Below are 14789 nucleotides of genomic sequence, written 5' to 3'. Positions count from 1 at the left end.
TTACATGTTTTTTTTGGGCACTCACCCGCTACAACGATGTGGCGGATTTCCGCCCATCAGCCAAACCTCGTCCTGCAATTTGGCGGATATCCGCCTTGTTCATTCTCGACGGGCACCGCTACCATCCATTGCTCAGTGGACGGACCTGCCCTCTATGCGCGAACGCACCATCGCCAGCCATTTCGCCCGCGCCGCCCTCGGTGGTGCGCGCCGGCGTGGCTATGACTATTCGAGTCTTTTGCAGCAATTGGGGATCAGCCCCGAACTGCTTGAGGAGCCGCGTGCGCGAATCGCGCCCGAGCAGTTCGCACGATTGATCCAGGGGCTGTGGCTGGCGCTGGACGACGAATACCTGGGCTTCGGGCAGGCGCCGAGCAAACCCGGCAGCTTCGCAATGATGTGCCACGCGGTGATCCACTGCCGCACGCTGGAGAAAGCGCTCAATCGCGGTTTATTGTTTTACAGCCTGTTCCCCGGGGCGCCGCGTCTGACGCTGAGCCGCGAAGGCGACAGGGTTCGCCTGAGCCTGGACGATTCGCCGCTGTGGGACCCGGACCATTTCCTCAGCGAAAGCCTGTTGGTGATCTGGCATCGGTTCGGCAGCTGGCTGATTGGCCAGCGCATTCGTCTGGAGCAGGCCACGTTCAGCTACCCGAGGCCCGAACACGGGGCCGAATACGACTTGCTGTTTTCCTGCCCGCTGAGCTTTTCCACCGTAAAGAGCACGACGGCGCAAAGCAGTCTGTTATTCCACAGTCGCTACCTGAATATGCCGCTGTTGCAGGACGAACGAACCCTCAAGCACTTTCTCGAGCGCTCCCCCGCCGACCTGCTATCGCGCCCCGACGAAGGCGACAGCCTGAGCAGCCAGTTGCGGCGTTTGCTCAGCCGCGACAATGCGCGCTGGCCGGACCTGGAAGCGGTGGCCGCGCACCTGCACATCAGCCCGCAAACCTTGCGTCGGCATTTGCGCGAAGAAGGCACGAGTTTTCAGGAATTGAAGGACCAGTTGCGCCGGGACATCGCGATTTATCACCTGGGGCGTGCGGACCTGTCGTTGCAACAGATTGCCGAGCAGTTGGGGTTTTCCGAGCCTTCGGCGTTTCACCGGGCGTTCAAGAAGTGGACCGGCCTTACGCCAGGGGCTTATCGCGCCCAAGAGAACTGATATTTCGGTTGAATTGACTGGCCCCATCGCGAGCAGGCTCGCTCCCACATTGGATCGGCGTCATTCACAAATAATATGTTCACCACAGATCCCCTGTGGGAGCGAGCCTGCTCGCGATGAGGCCCGAAAGAACACCGTAAAACCGTGCAGCCAGCCTAGCTTTTGTGGCGAGGGGGCTTGTCGGAACGCCGCATCGCCCCGTTGGGTTGCGCAGCGGCCCCAAAACCTGCAATCGCATGTTTTCAGGTACTCCGCATAATGCCGGTTTTACGACTGCTTCGCAGCCGAACGGGGGCAAGCCCCCTCGCCACAGCAAGCCCCCTCGCCACAGGTTCTTCGCTAGCCTCGCGGATCGAGGTTATCCAGCACCCGATTCACCGCCAGTTCCCCGAGCATGACCACCGATTGAATCCCCAACATCATGTTGCGATGTGGCATGTCCATCAATCCGGCGAACTCACTTAGCATCATGCTCGCTGACGCCAGGGATTCGCAGGCGTTGACCAGCAGGGTTTCGTTATCGACCTCGGTGCCGACATGGTAAATGGTGCTGGGTTTGCGCTTGGTGTCTCTGGGAATGTCCGGTTTTAGGTAGTAATCGAGGGCGCGGTCGGCGGCTTCGTTGAGTTTTTTCGAATCGAGGGATTCGTAGGGGGAGGTTGGGTCGGTTTCCGGTGGATTTGGCGTGATCTTGAACATGTGAAGCTCCGTGGTTGGTTGAGCCGCCACGACCTATCGCTAAACAAGTAAAGGTGGCGGCTGTACGCAGGTTAGCGATCCGGGTCACAGAAACCCCGGGTAGACCTCGAAGGTCTCCCACGCACAGCCACCATTACGCGAATTGCAGGCACTAAAAACTGCAATCAGAACTTGGGCGCTTTTGCGTCTGTGTATGGGATCGGATCGCTAAACCCGATCGCTGATTCGTCAGCGACCGGCAAAGGATAGAGCCCGCGCCCCAGGCGCACTAGCCGGCGGATTCTGGCGTAGTCGTAGGCAGCGGCGCAAGAATGTGTAGCCTGAGTGAGTATCTGGAAGTGTCGTTTAAACAGTGCTTGTTTAGCGGTCTGACACCGAGACTTGTGGTGGCTGTATCGACCTCATCGCGAGCAGGCTCGCTCCCACATTGGATCTTTGGCGTTCACAAATACCGTATTCACAGCCAATCCCCTGTGGGAGCGAGCCTGCTCGCGATGAGGCCAGACCAGCCAATCGCTAAACCACCGGAAAATGAATCCGGAACGCCGCCCCGCCCATTGGCGAATCCCCCAACGTCAATTTGGCGCTGTAGCTTTCGATGATGTCCTTGACCACCGCCAACCCAATCCCCTGCCCCGGATGCTGACGATCAAGCCGTTCGCCCCGCTGCAGAATCCGCGCACGCTGATCCGGTGGCACGCCGGGGCCGTCGTCTTCGACACAGAGCTCAATGCCACTGAGGGTTTCGCGCACGCTGATGCGCACTTCGCTCAGGCACAGGCGATAGGCGTTTTCCAGCAGGTTGCCCATCATTTCCAGCAAGGCGCCCTGCTCGATCGGCACATAACACTGCTCCGGCAGATCGAAAGCGACCTGCACGCGTTTGTCGCGATAGACCTTGCCCAGCGTATCGCAGAGGCTTTGCAGCACCGGGCGCAGGCGCACTTGGTGGCGCACCAGGCCGCTTTTGCGCAGGCTCGCACGTTGCAGTTGATAACTGATCTGCTGGCTCATGCGCTCGATCTGGGTTTGCAGCACCCAGGCCTGATCGCGCTCTTGCGGCTTTTGCGCCATGTCTTCGCTGACCCCTTGCAACACCGTCAACGGGGTTTTCAGGCTGTGGGCCAGGTCGTCGAGGGAGTCGCGATAACGGCTGCGCTGCTCACGCTCGCTGTGCAGCAAACGGTTGAGCGAGCCGGTCAGGCGCAGCAGTTCCCGTGGATGTTCTTCACTCAGGCTTTCACGCGTGCCGCCCTCGATCTGGTCCAGCTCCTGGCTCAGCCGGCGCAACGCCTGCAAGCCCCAGGTCAGGCCGATCCATAACAAGGCGAGCAACACCAGCAAGGCTGCGCCGAAGCCCAGATAAAGGTTTTCCCGCAGGCCTTCGAGGGTGATTTCGTATTCGCGCACCGGTTGCAGGGCGACGATGCTGAACGCCGCGCTCTGGCCGCCCAGCAGTTTGACCTCAACGTCATAGACGAAGAACTCTTCACCATTGGCTTCGCTGATCCTCGCGAACTCGTTACCGCGCCCGTCGTAACGCGGCTTGTAGTTGATTTTCTCTTCCTGGGTGGCCTTAGAGCGCCAGACCAGGTGACCTTCGCGGTCATAGATGTAGCCGAGCAAACGGCTGTCGGTGAGGTTGAAGCGCTCGTCAGGCAATTGCGCGGGCATCTGCAAGCGGTTGTTTTCGACCCGGGCAGCGGAAATCAGCGTGGTGACGTCAGACGCCAGACGCTGCTCGATGGAATCCTGCAACGCCAGGCTGAACGCGCCCTGCATCGCAGGCAACAACGCCAGCATGAACAACACCGCCAGGACCGTGGCGGCGAGCATCAATCGGACACGAAGGGAACGAATCAAGTGCAGCGCTCGTTAAACAGGTAGCCAAGGCCGCGCACGGTATCGATCGGCTTGAAGCCGGCCGGGCCTTCGAGTTTGCGGCGCAAGCGGCCGACCAGCACTTCGATCACGTTCGGATCACGCTCGCCGTCATCCGGATAGAGTTGCTCCATCAAGCGGTCCTTGGCCACCACTTGCTGGTGATGTCGCATCAGGTATTCAAGGATCCGGTATTCGTAGGCGGTCAGCGCGAGCGGTTGTTCATCGAGGGACGCCTGTTTGCGATTGAGGTCCAGCAGCAAGGGGCCAGCGACGATGGTCGACTGGGTGAAACCGCTGGAGCGGCGCAGCAAGGCATTGAGCCGGGCGTCCAGCTCTTCGAACTGGAAGGGCTTGACCACGTAATCATCAGCGCCGGCGGCGAGGCCTTCGACCTTGTCCTGCCAGTTGCCCCGCGCGGTGAGGATCAGGATCGGAAACGTCTTGCCCCGGGAACGCAATTGACGAATCAGATCGAGCCCGCCCATGCCAGGCAGACCGAGGTCGATCACCGCCAAGTCATGGTTGAACTGCTCGGCCTGGTACAACGCCTCCTCGGCGTTGGCCACGGACTCGACCACGTGGCCGCTATCCGTCAGGCGGGTTTGCAGGTGATGGCGCAACAGCGCTTCATCTTCGACGACCAGCAATTTCATAACGCTCTCCTGGGCAAATCAACATCTCCAAAAGACAAACTTCAATGGCTGACAGGGCGACCTGTGGGAGCGAGCCTGCTCGCGATAGCGGTGGGTCAGCCAATATTGATGCTGAATGTACCGCCGTCATCGCGAGCAGGCTCGCTCCCACAAGTTTGCGCGGCTTAACCGACTGGCCGCGAAACGCTTTTTTAGAAAGCGTAGTTGGCGGACAGGTAGGTCTGGGCGCTGCTGGTCAAGTCCAGCGAACCTTGTTTGCTGCCGCCGCGCTCGCTCATCTCGGTGCTGGCGTTGCTGCGCAGGTAACGGTAACCCAGCTCGACCGAGGTGTTTTGCGAAACTTGCTGCAATACACCGACCTGGCCGCCAATGGCGTAACCGATGTCGCTGTCGCGGCTGAAGCCTGGCGACTCCTGAGTCAGTTTGGTCAAACCGGCGGTGGCACCGCCGAACAATTTGGTACTGCCACCCACCGGGTAGAACAGATCGTAACTGCCCAGCAGGTTTTCCTGACGCAGTTTAATGCCATTGTGCGAGCCCGACACGTTGTCATAAGTGGCGTAGTAGCGGCCCTTGCTGTCTTGCTGGCCCAGACGCGCGCCCCAGGTGTTGTCCTTGCCGATCACACCGTCGGCGTTCGGGTGGTTGAGATTGTCGTTCAGGGCGCTGGATTTTTTAACCTTGTCGCTGGTCTGGCCAAAGGTCAGGCCCGCAAAATTGGTGGTATCGGCGTGGGCCGCGACACTGGCGCCCATCACGGTGAAAGCCAGAAGCAGTTTTTTAAAAGTAGTCATTGGGGAGTTTCCTCATGCGCTATGTGCTTTTTGGGTACGGGGCAAGGTTACTGACCCCTCCCTGTACTGCCCCTGAACGCACTCTGAACCTGAGCTGAATCAAATCAACTACGCTGTTCTGACGACTCTTGATAAGGAGGTTTGATCATGCGTGTGTTCCTCGCCCTCGTGTTACTGGCTCTGAGCGGGGTCAGCCAGGCCGCCATCCAGACCCAGGAAATTCCCTACCAGAGTGCCGACGGCACCAAGTTGATCGGCTATTACGCCTACGACGACGCCATCAAAGGCCCGCGCCCGGGCGTGGTGGTGGTGCATGAATGGTGGGGCCTCAACGACTACGCCAAGCGTCGCGCCCGTGATCTGGCCGGTCTGGGCTACAGCGCGCTGGCGATCGACATGTTTGGCGACGGCAAGAACACCGAACACGCCAAGGACGCCATGGCCTTCATGCAGGCAGCATTGAAGGACAGCGCGGCGGCCAGCGCGCGGTTTCAGGCCGGGCTCGACTTGCTGAAGAAACAACCACAGACCGATCCGGCCAAACTGGCGGCTATCGGTTACTGCTTTGGCGGCAAGGTGGTGCTGGATGCGGCGCGTCAAGGCGTGCCGCTGGCGGGCGTGGTGAGTTTCCACGGCGCGCTGGTGACCAATACGCCAGCGACGCCTGGCAGCGTGAAGGCGAAAGTCCTGGTGGAGCATGGCGCTCTGGACAGCATGGTCACGGCGCAAAACGTGGCAGCGTTCAAGACGGAAATGGACAAGGCCAATGCCGACTACAAGTTTGTCACCCTCGAAGGCGCCAAGCACGGGTTCAGCAACCCCGAGGCGGATCGTCTGAGCCATGGCGACCACGGCGGGCCGGACATTGGCTACAGCAAAACCGCGGATGAGAAGTCCTGGGCGGATATGCAGGCGTTTTTCAAGAAGATATTTGGCTGACACACCAACAGCATTGAGCCGAGCATTGCTCCCTGTGGTGAGGGGGCTTGCCCCCGTTCGGCTGCGAAGCAGTCGTGAACCGGCGAACGCAGTGCATCTGTCGGAATGCGATTGCAGGGTTTGGGGCTGCTTCGCAACCCAACGGGGGCAAGCCCCCTCGCCACAAAAGCCCTGCTACCACTACCCAGCCATCGCGCCAGACGGCAAAATGCCCGTCATGAATTCCGTCCCCGCCCTACCCGCCTGCTGCACCCCACTCGACGCCCATTGGCCGCTGCCGTTTGCGCTGCCCGATACGGTCCTGCTGGGTACCCACTTCGATACCAGGCAACTGGCCAGTGATGATTTCCAGCGCAGCGCCATCGAGCCGCCTGCGAGCATCCAGCGTTCGGTGGCCAAGCGCCAGGCCGAGTTTCTCGCCGGGCGAGTCTGCGCTCGGGCGGCGTTGCAACAACTGGAAGGGCTGAGTTTCATTCCGGCCATCGGCGAAGACCGCGCACCGGTGTGGCCGGCGCATATCACCGGCTCGATCACCCACAGCACCGGCCGGGCCGCTGCGATTGTCGCGAACAAGGCGCACTGGCGCGGTCTGGGGATGGACCTGGAAAACCTGCTCGATGCGGAGCGCGCCGAACGCCTGGCCGGGGAAATCCTCACCGGGCCTGAGTTGCAGCGCATGGCCGCCGGGGCTGGCGATCAATTGGCAATGCTGGTGACGCTGACGTTTTCGGTGAAGGAGAGCCTGTTCAAGGCGCTCTACCCGATCGTGCAGAAGCGCTTCTATTTCGAACACGCCGAAGTGCTGGAGTGGAGCGCGGGTGGTGAAGTGCGGTTGCGCTTGCTGACCGACTTGTCCAGTGAATGGCGTCACGGCACTGAGCTGGACGCGCAATTTGCAGTGATGGATGGGCAGTTGTTGAGTCTGGTCAGTATCAAGGCCTGAGGATTTGTAGCGCCTGACAGGGCCTCTTCGCGGGCAAGCCTCGCTCCTACGGGAGTTGTGTGAATCCTGTAGGAGCGAGGCTTGCCCGCGAAGGCGATTGTCCAGACAACAAAAATCTCACCGCCGCTCCTGATTCCTCGGCCAGCTCAAACTGAAACAGGCCCCGCCCAGGCTTTTGCTCTTGCCGATCAACGCTCGCCCGTCATGCCAATGAATGATTCGCCGCACGATCGACAACCCCAACCCATGCCCGCCCGAGGCACGGGTGCGGCTGTCATCGAGGCGCAGGAACGGGGTGAAGATTTTCTCCCAGGCGGTTTCCGGCACGCCCGGCCCGTCATCCTCGACATCCACCCGACAGCGCTGCTGCCCCACCTGATAGCTGACGGTCACCCGTGACTGCGCGTGGCGCATGGCGTTGCTCACCAGGTTCTGCAACGCCCTGTGCAAGTAACGCGGTTCGGCCTCGACCCAGGCGTCGTCGCAATCAGCGGCCGACAGGCACAAACCGCGCTGTACCGTGACCTCGGCGCGCAGTGGCGCCAACTCTTCGATCACCTGATTGACCAACGCATCCAGATCGATCCGCTGAAAATTCAGCGCCGGCGAACCTTGCTCCAGCCGCGCATAGGTGAGCATCTCGTCGACCAGCCGATCGAGGTCCTCGATGTCGTGGTCCATGCCCTCGCGGTACTTTTCCAGCGCTTGCGGCGTGGTGGCCGAACCGATCATCTCCAGGCCAAAACGCAAACGCGCGACTGGCGTGCGCAGTTCATGGGACACGGCGCGCACCAGTTCTCGCTGAATCGCCAACAATTGCTGCAAGTGCTCGGCCATGCCGTTGAACGCCGAGGCCAGGCGCCCCACCGAGTCCGCGCCGCGTGCCGGTACGCGGGTTTCCAGGCTGCCCTTGGCGATGCGCGTGGCGGCGGCTTCCAGCCCGCGCAAACGACGCTCCAGCTGACGCACCAACAGATAGACGATCAAACCGATCAGGCTCAGGCCAAGGGCCGCAATCAGCACCAGCCACTCGGGCGGGTAAGGATTCATTTGATACAGCGGGCCGATTTCCAGTACCCACGGCGTACCGACCATGCCGGCAAACACCCGGATCGAATCGCCGCCCTTACCCAGCGCCATGACTGTGTCGCCTTCGGACACGCGGCGACTCTGGTCTTCGTCCATGTCGGCCTGATCGATCGTGACCAATTGCAGATCAAAACCGAAACCCTTCTCTTCCTTTAACTGCGCCAGACGCTTGGGCTGCTCGGCCACCGGGTAGCGCACCAGTTCATCAGCCAACAGGTAAATGGTCGCCCGCGCCAGTTGTTCGCTGATCTGCTGGACTTCCCCGGTGAGCACCAGTTGTTCTTTGTCGCTGACCAAACGGTAAACCTTCGCCGCATGCGGGCCGGTCTGCTCCACCAGTGCCTGACCGCGCAGCACACGGGTGCGCTGGGTCAGGTCGAGGTCGGTCTGGGGGAATGTCTTCAGCGCCAACGGAATCCCGAGCAAGCGCTCCCACACCAGCAAGGCCCGGTGGCGCTCGGTTTCGTTCATCGGCTGCAGGTTATCGGCCATCAGCGAGAACGTGCCGTGGGCCAGGCGCTCGCGGTATTGCTCGCTGCGCACCTGGTTAAGCAGGTGCAAGGCCAGCACGCCGAGCACGGCCACCAGAATCAGCGCCGCGCACATGCCGCCATAAATGCGCAGGAAGATCGAGTTCACAGCGACATGTCTGCGCAGGCTTCAGGAACGAACAGATAGCCTTTGCTGCGGATGGTTTTGATCAGCCGCGGATGCTCCGGGTCATCGCCGATCTTCGGGCGGATGCGTGAAATGCGCACGTCGATGGAACGGTCCTGGCCGTCATAACCGATACCACGCAGCGCAGTGAATATTTCCTCGCGAGACAGAATACGCCCGGCGTTGGCCACCAGCAGCCAGAGCAAATCGAACTCGGCACTGGTCAACTCGATGCCTTTGTCATGCAGCCAGGCCTCGCGCAACGCGTTGTCCACCACCAACGGGCCGAACTGCAGACGCCGTTGTTTTTCCGGAGCGGTTTCAGGGGGTTCACTGCGCCGCAACAAGGCCTGGATGCGCGCCAGCAGCAGGCGTGGGCGAACCGGTTTGCAGACGTAGTCATCAGCGCCGAGGTCGAGGCCGAGGATTTGATCGGTGTCATCGGTGCGCGCGGTGAGCATCAGGATCGGGCCGTCATACTTGTCGCGAACCTTGCGGCAAATGCTCAGGCCATCTTCGCCCGGGAGCATCAGGTCGAGGATCACCAGGTCCGGTTTTTCCTTGATGATGCGTGCCGCGGCGAGAGCGCCGTTGCCCTCGATCGACACACGCAGGCCGTTGGCTTCGAGGTAGTCACGAGTCAGTTCGGCCAGACGCTGGTCGTCCTCGACAATCAATACCTGCCAGACTTCTTGCTCCACGGTGACCTCTGCTTGCCAACATCACTTTAAAAGGAAGGATCCGCCCGTCTTTTTGTAATGATTGGGGAGGATAAGAATGCATCTGCATTGGCCGATTGTATAAACGGCGCACGTCTGGAACACAAGCGGGTAAATGCGTTCGGACACAGCGGTTTTTTGTGATAGGGTTCGCGCCCTTAAAAATCCGAATGACTGTTTTCAATCGTTGAAAATCAGTGAAAAACGGTCCGCTCCAGCTAGGTCGCGGCCTACACGCTCGTTCCACCTTTCACACACAATTTACGCACAGGTTTATCCACAGGTAGTACGTTGCAACACCCTCCAAAACGCATTATCTTGTACCTCGGCGCCAAAAAAACCCTACATGTAGGGTTTTAGCTTAAAAGCCCAACCACATTTCAGACCAGAAACTCAAGTGCTTTATTGCCTGTTTATGGTTGAACCAAGCACGATTTTACAAGCCCAAACCGCATGTGCGGATGGCACCGTTTTTTCAGGCCAGAACAGCCAGAACGGTACGGGTGTTGCAGTCAAAACTGGCACCCCTGAAAGGAATCCGGCTTCGAGCCCTGGCTCGCGGCCAAAGACTTCGGCAAGGAAGCGGCATCATTAGCCTTTTCCTACTGTCCCGAAGTTGTTATGCCCGACGCCACGTCGGTTGTAGTGCTTCAGGACAGAACGGTGGGCACCCTGATGGTGCCCAAACAAACATAGAGAATGTGGAGACAACCCCCCATGCAAACCGACACAACTCGCGAGAACCCGCAGGGCACCTTGCCGCAGGCCGCCGATTCGAATTCGGATCTGTCCGCCACCGCGCCTGGCCAGCTGCGCGTGATCAAGCGTAACGGGACTGTCGTTCCTTACACCGATGACAAAATCACCGTCGCCATCACCAAAGCGTTTCTTGCAGTTGAAGGCGGCACCGCTGCCGCTTCGTCGCGCATCCACGACACCGTTGCCCGCCTGACCGAACAGGTCACCGCGACCTTCAAGCGTCGCATGCCATCGGGCGGCACCATCCACATCGAAGAAATCCAGGACCAGGTCGAACTGGCCCTGATGCGTGCCGGCGAGCAGAAAGTAGCGCGCGACTACGTGATCTACCGTGACGCCCGTTCCAAGGAACGCGCTGTACGCACCCCTGCCGAGGAAGCGGTTCAGGCTCACCCGTCGATCCGCATCACCCGCGCCGATGGCAGCCTTGCACCTCTGGACATGGGTCGCCTGAACACCATCGTCACCGAAGCGTGCGAAGGTCTTGCAGAAGTCGACGGCGACCTGATCCAGCGCGAAACCCTGAAGAACCTGTACGACGGCGTGGCCCTGACCGACGTCAACACCGCCCTGGTGATGACCGCCCGTACGCTGGTCGAGCGTGAGCCGAACTACTCGTTCGTGACCGCCCGCCTGCTGATGGACACCCTGCGTGCCGAAGGCCTGAACTTCCTGGGCGTCGCCGAGAGCGCGACCCACCACGAAATGGTCGACCTGTACGCCAAGGCGCTGCCGGCGTACATCGCCAAAGGTATCGAATTCGAATTGCTGAACCCGGTTCTGGCGTCCTTCGACCTGGAAAAACTCGGCAAGGCGATCAACCACGAGCGCGATCAGCAGTTCACGTACCTGGGCCTGCAAACCCTGTACGACCGTTACTTCATCCACAAGGACGGTATCCGCTTCGAACTGCCGCAGATTTTCTTCATGCGCGTGGCCATGGGCCTGGCAATCGAAGAGAAGAACAAAGAAGACCGTGCGATCGAGTTCTACAACCTGTTGTCGTCCTTCGACTACATGTCGTCGACCCCGACCCTGTTCAACGCCGGTACTTTGCGTCCACAGCTGTCGAGCTGCTACCTGACCACCGTGCCGGATGACCTGTCGGGCATCTACCACGCGATCCACGACAACGCCATGTTGTCGAAATTCGCTGGTGGCCTGGGCAACGACTGGACGCCGGTTCGTGCGCTGGGCTCGTACATCAAGGGCACCAACGGCAAATCCCAGGGCGTTGTACCGTTCCTGAAAGTAGTGAACGACACCGCCGTCGCCGTTAACCAGGGTGGCAAGCGCAAAGGCGCTGTCTGTGCCTACCTGGAAACCTGGCACATGGACATCGAGGAGTTCATCGAGCTGCGCAAGAACACCGGTGATGATCGTCGTCGTACCCACGACATGAACACCGCCAACTGGATTCCTGACCTGTTCATGAAGCGTGTCTTCGATGACGGCAAGTGGACCCTGTTCTCGCCGTCCGAAGTACCGGACCTGCACGACCTGACCGGCAAGGCCTTCGAAGAGCGTTACGAGTACTACGAAGCACTGACCGAGTACCCAGGCAAGGTCAAGCTGTTCAAGACCATCCAGGCCAAAGACCTGTGGCGCAAAATGCTGTCCATGCTGTTTGAAACCGGCCACCCATGGCTGACCTTCAAAGACCCGTGCAACCTGCGCAGCCCGCAGCAGCACGTGGGCGTGGTTCACAGCTCGAACCTGTGCACCGAGATCACCTTGAACACCAACAAGGACGAGATCGCCGTTTGCAACCTGGGCTCGATCAACCTGCCGAACCACATCACCAACGGCAAGCTGGACACCGCCAAGCTGGAACGCACCGTGAACACCGCCGTTCGCATGCTCGATAACGTTATCGACATCAACTACTACTCGGTGCCACAAGCGAAGAACTCCAACTTCAAGCACCGTCCGGTCGGTCTGGGCATCATGGGCTTCCAGGACGCTTTGTACCTGCAGCACATCCCTTACGGTTCCGACGCTGCCGTCGAGTTCGCCGACAAGTCGATGGAAGCGGTCAGCTACTACGCGATCCAGGCTTCCTGCGACCTGGCCGACGAGCGCGGCGCTTACGAGACGTTCCAGGGTTCGCTGTGGTCCAAAGGCATCCTGCCGCTGGATTCGCAACAGATCCTGATCGAGCAACGTGGCCAGAAGTACATCGACGTTGACCTGAACGAGTCCCTGGACTGGGCACCGGTTCGCGCCCGTGTGCAGAAAGGCATTCGTAACTCCAACATCATGGCCATCGCACCGACCGCGACCATCGCCAACATCACTGGCGTGTCGCAGTCGATCGAACCGACCTACCAGAACCTCTACGTGAAATCGAACCTGTCGGGCGAATTCACCGTGATCAACCCGTACCTGGTTCGCGACCTCAAGGCTCGCGGTCTGTGGGACTCGGTCATGATCAACGACCTGAAGTACTACGACGGTTCGGTGCAGCAAATCGAGCGCATCCCGCAAGAACTCAAAGAGCTCTACGCAACTGCGTTCGAAGTGGACACCAAGTGGATCGTTGACGCGGCAAGCCGTCGTCAGAAGTGGATCGACCAGGCTCAATCGCTGAACCTGTACATCGCTGGCGCTTCGGGCAAGAAGCTGGACGTGACCTACCGCATGGCCTGGTACCGTGGTCTGAAAACCACCTACTACCTCCGTGCCCTGGCCGCGACCAGCACCGAGAAGTCGACCATCAACACCGGTAAGCTGAACGCTGTTTCCAGCGGCGGCAACCACGGTGACGACTCGGTCCTGGCAGCCCCTGCCGGCCCTGCTCCAGTGCCGAAGGCTTGCGCTATCGACGAGCCGGATTGCGAAGCTTGCCAATAAGCTGAGCCGGTGAGCGCTGCAAGGCGCTTACCTCGATAACCCCCGATGAGCCTCTGGCTTGTCGGGGGTTTTCTTTTGCCTTGAGGAACGTGGTGGCCCGGCTGACGCCATCGCGAGCAGGCTCGCTCCCACAGGGATTTGTGGTATTGGATAGATCCAATGTGGGAGCGAGCCTGCTCGCGATGAGGCCAATACAGACAACCACGATGTCAGTGCCTGAGACAAACCCCGGCTATAAAAAAACCCCTCTTGCGAGGGGTTCTTTATGCAGCATTATCAAGCATCAGGTCATCTGAATGATGGTCTGCATGATGGTGCTCTGAGTGGAGATGGTCTTGGCGTTGGCCTGGTAGTTACTCTGGGCCTTGATCAGATCCACGAGTTCGTTGGTCAGGTTGACGTTGGACTCTTCCAGGGAGTTGGAAACCACGGAACCCAGGGTGCCGGTAGTCGGTGCATCGTAGCCCGGGATACCGGAATCGTAGGTTTCCCTCCAGCTGGTGCCGCCCACTGCCTGCAAGCCTTGTTCGTTGGTAAAACTCGCTAGCGATACCTGACCAATAGCCTTGTTCTGGCTATTGCTGAAGTTGGCGAACAGAGTGCCGGTATCATCGATGGTCAGGTTGGTGATCTGGCCAGTGGCATAACCATCCTGAGTCGGCAGCGAACGGGCGGTATCGGCATTGTACTGGGTAGTACTGGTCATATCGATCGCCACACCCGTAGCGTTTGCAGCTGCACCGTTAGCCGCCCACACGCCACCGGTAACAGTACCGGGAACCCATGCGCCAGCCCCGGTCCCCTTCATGGTGATTGTCGTGCCGCTGACGGTGAATGGGCTGGCAGCGGGCACAGTGATACCCGTCAGCGTGCCGCTGGAGTTGAATGTCATCGTCGCTGACGGCTGCGTAGCCGCAGAGTAGGCGCTACCGTCAGGGTTACGTCCATCGACCAAGGTATAGGTCTGCCAGGTATTGGCCGCCGTCTTGACCATGTACTGATCCATGGTGTGTGCATTGCCCTGGGTATCGTAGATAGAGGTACTGAACGACTTGGTATACGTCGAAACGTTGGTCGGATCGAATGGGAGAACCGTCTGATCGATATTTGTCGCAGTCGAATTCAGGTTGATCGTCGAACTGATCGCGGTGGTAGCCTTGGGCGAGAGGTTGGAGGTGTCGATTCGCAGGTCGGTCAACACACCATTGACGATCTTGCCATTGGAATCCACCCCATAACCTTGCAGGCGAGCGGTACCATCGCTGTTGGTGATGTAACCATCCTTATCGGTCTTGAACGTACCGGCACGGGTGTAGGTCAATGAACCGTTGTTACTCAAAACAAAGAAGCCCGAACCCTGGATCCCCATATCCAGCACGTTGCCGGTGTTGTTCACATCGCCCTGGCCGAACTGCTGGGAAACGTTGGCCAGGCGCACGCCATTGCCAACGGTCTTGCTACCAGTACCCAGCTTGGTGGCCGAGTACACGTCTTCGAATTCTGCACGGGACGATTTGAAGCCTGTGGTCGCGACGTTGGCGATGTTGTTGCCGGTCACGTCCAGTTGTTTGTTGGCTGCATAGAGACCGCTAAGGCCGATATTGAAAGACATATTCCACTCCTTTGTGCCGT

The 14789-nt window shown here is 59.6% G+C and carries 11 protein-coding genes; 4 read left to right on the top strand and 7 right to left on the bottom strand.

Features of this window, described 5'->3' with window-relative positions; all coding sequences use genetic code 11:
• Positions 1-154: 154 nt before the first annotated feature.
• A complete protein-coding gene (locus PMI30_RS09925; protein ID WP_008011638.1) occupies positions 155-1168 on the top strand; it encodes an AraC family transcriptional regulator in 1014 nt (337 codons plus the stop codon).
• Positions 1169-1507: 339 nt separating this feature from the next.
• On the opposite strand, the gene PMI30_RS09930 is transcribed toward PMI30_RS09925, so the two are convergent.
• The 4 genes from PMI30_RS09930 to PMI30_RS09945 form a co-directional block, all read right to left on the bottom strand.
• Positions 1508-1867: a DUF6124 family protein gene (locus PMI30_RS09930; protein WP_008011635.1), complete on the bottom strand. Its 360-nt coding sequence runs from the start codon at positions 1865-1867 to the stop codon at positions 1508-1510.
• 516 nt (positions 1868-2383) lie between these two features.
• Positions 2384-3730 carry an ATP-binding protein gene (locus tag PMI30_RS09935; RefSeq protein ID WP_032835744.1) on the bottom strand — a complete coding sequence of 449 codons (1347 nt, stop codon included), beginning with the start codon at positions 3728-3730 and terminating at the stop codon, positions 2384-2386.
• Positions 3727-4404, bottom strand: a complete 678-nt coding sequence (locus PMI30_RS09940; protein ID WP_007899104.1) for a response regulator — start codon at positions 4402-4404, stop codon at positions 3727-3729. The genes PMI30_RS09935 and PMI30_RS09940 overlap by 4 nt, the downstream gene beginning before the upstream one ends.
• Before the next feature lie 191 nt (positions 4405-4595).
• Positions 4596-5198, bottom strand: a complete 603-nt coding sequence (locus PMI30_RS09945) for a hypothetical protein (RefSeq protein ID WP_008011631.1) — start codon at positions 5196-5198, stop codon at positions 4596-4598.
• A gap of 147 nt (positions 5199-5345) precedes the next feature.
• Here PMI30_RS09945 and PMI30_RS09950 point away from each other — a divergent pair, with 147 nt between their 5' ends.
• Positions 5346-6137, top strand: a complete 792-nt coding sequence (locus tag PMI30_RS09950) for a dienelactone hydrolase family protein (RefSeq protein ID WP_008011629.1) — start codon at positions 5346-5348, stop codon at positions 6135-6137.
• Positions 6138-6354: 217 nt separating this feature from the next.
• The gene (locus PMI30_RS09955; protein ID WP_202949725.1) at positions 6355-7080 is read left to right on the top strand and encodes a 4'-phosphopantetheinyl transferase family protein; all 726 of its coding nucleotides are present in this window, start codon (positions 6355-6357) and stop codon (positions 7078-7080) included.
• A 117-nt stretch (positions 7081-7197) separates the two neighbouring features.
• Here the strand turns inward: PMI30_RS09955 and PMI30_RS09960 are convergent, their stop codons facing one another.
• Positions 7198-8808, bottom strand: coding sequence for an ATP-binding protein (locus PMI30_RS09960; protein ID WP_008011625.1), 1611 nt, complete (start codon positions 8806-8808; stop codon positions 7198-7200).
• Positions 8805-9527, bottom strand: coding sequence for a response regulator (locus PMI30_RS09965; RefSeq protein WP_008011624.1), 723 nt, complete (start codon positions 9525-9527; stop codon positions 8805-8807). The genes PMI30_RS09960 and PMI30_RS09965 overlap by 4 nt, the downstream gene beginning before the upstream one ends.
• A gap of 735 nt (positions 9528-10262) precedes the next feature.
• Between PMI30_RS09965 and PMI30_RS09970 the strand changes: the two genes are divergently transcribed.
• On the top strand, positions 10263-13157 hold the full coding sequence (locus tag PMI30_RS09970) for a ribonucleoside-diphosphate reductase subunit alpha (protein WP_008011622.1): 2895 nt from the start codon (positions 10263-10265) through the stop codon (positions 13155-13157).
• Positions 13158-13440: 283 nt separating this feature from the next.
• On the opposite strand, the gene flgE is transcribed toward PMI30_RS09970, so the two are convergent.
• Entirely contained in the window at positions 13441-14769 is a 1329-nt protein-coding gene (gene flgE / locus PMI30_RS09975; protein WP_008011621.1) for a flagellar hook protein FlgE, read from the bottom strand.
• Between the last annotated feature and the right edge of the window lie 20 nt (positions 14770-14789).

This window comes from Pseudomonas sp. GM50, assembly GCF_000282375.1.
Classification (GTDB): domain Bacteria; phylum Pseudomonadota; class Gammaproteobacteria; order Pseudomonadales; family Pseudomonadaceae; genus Aquipseudomonas.
This window is presented reverse-complemented; position numbering and strand designations above follow the sequence as displayed.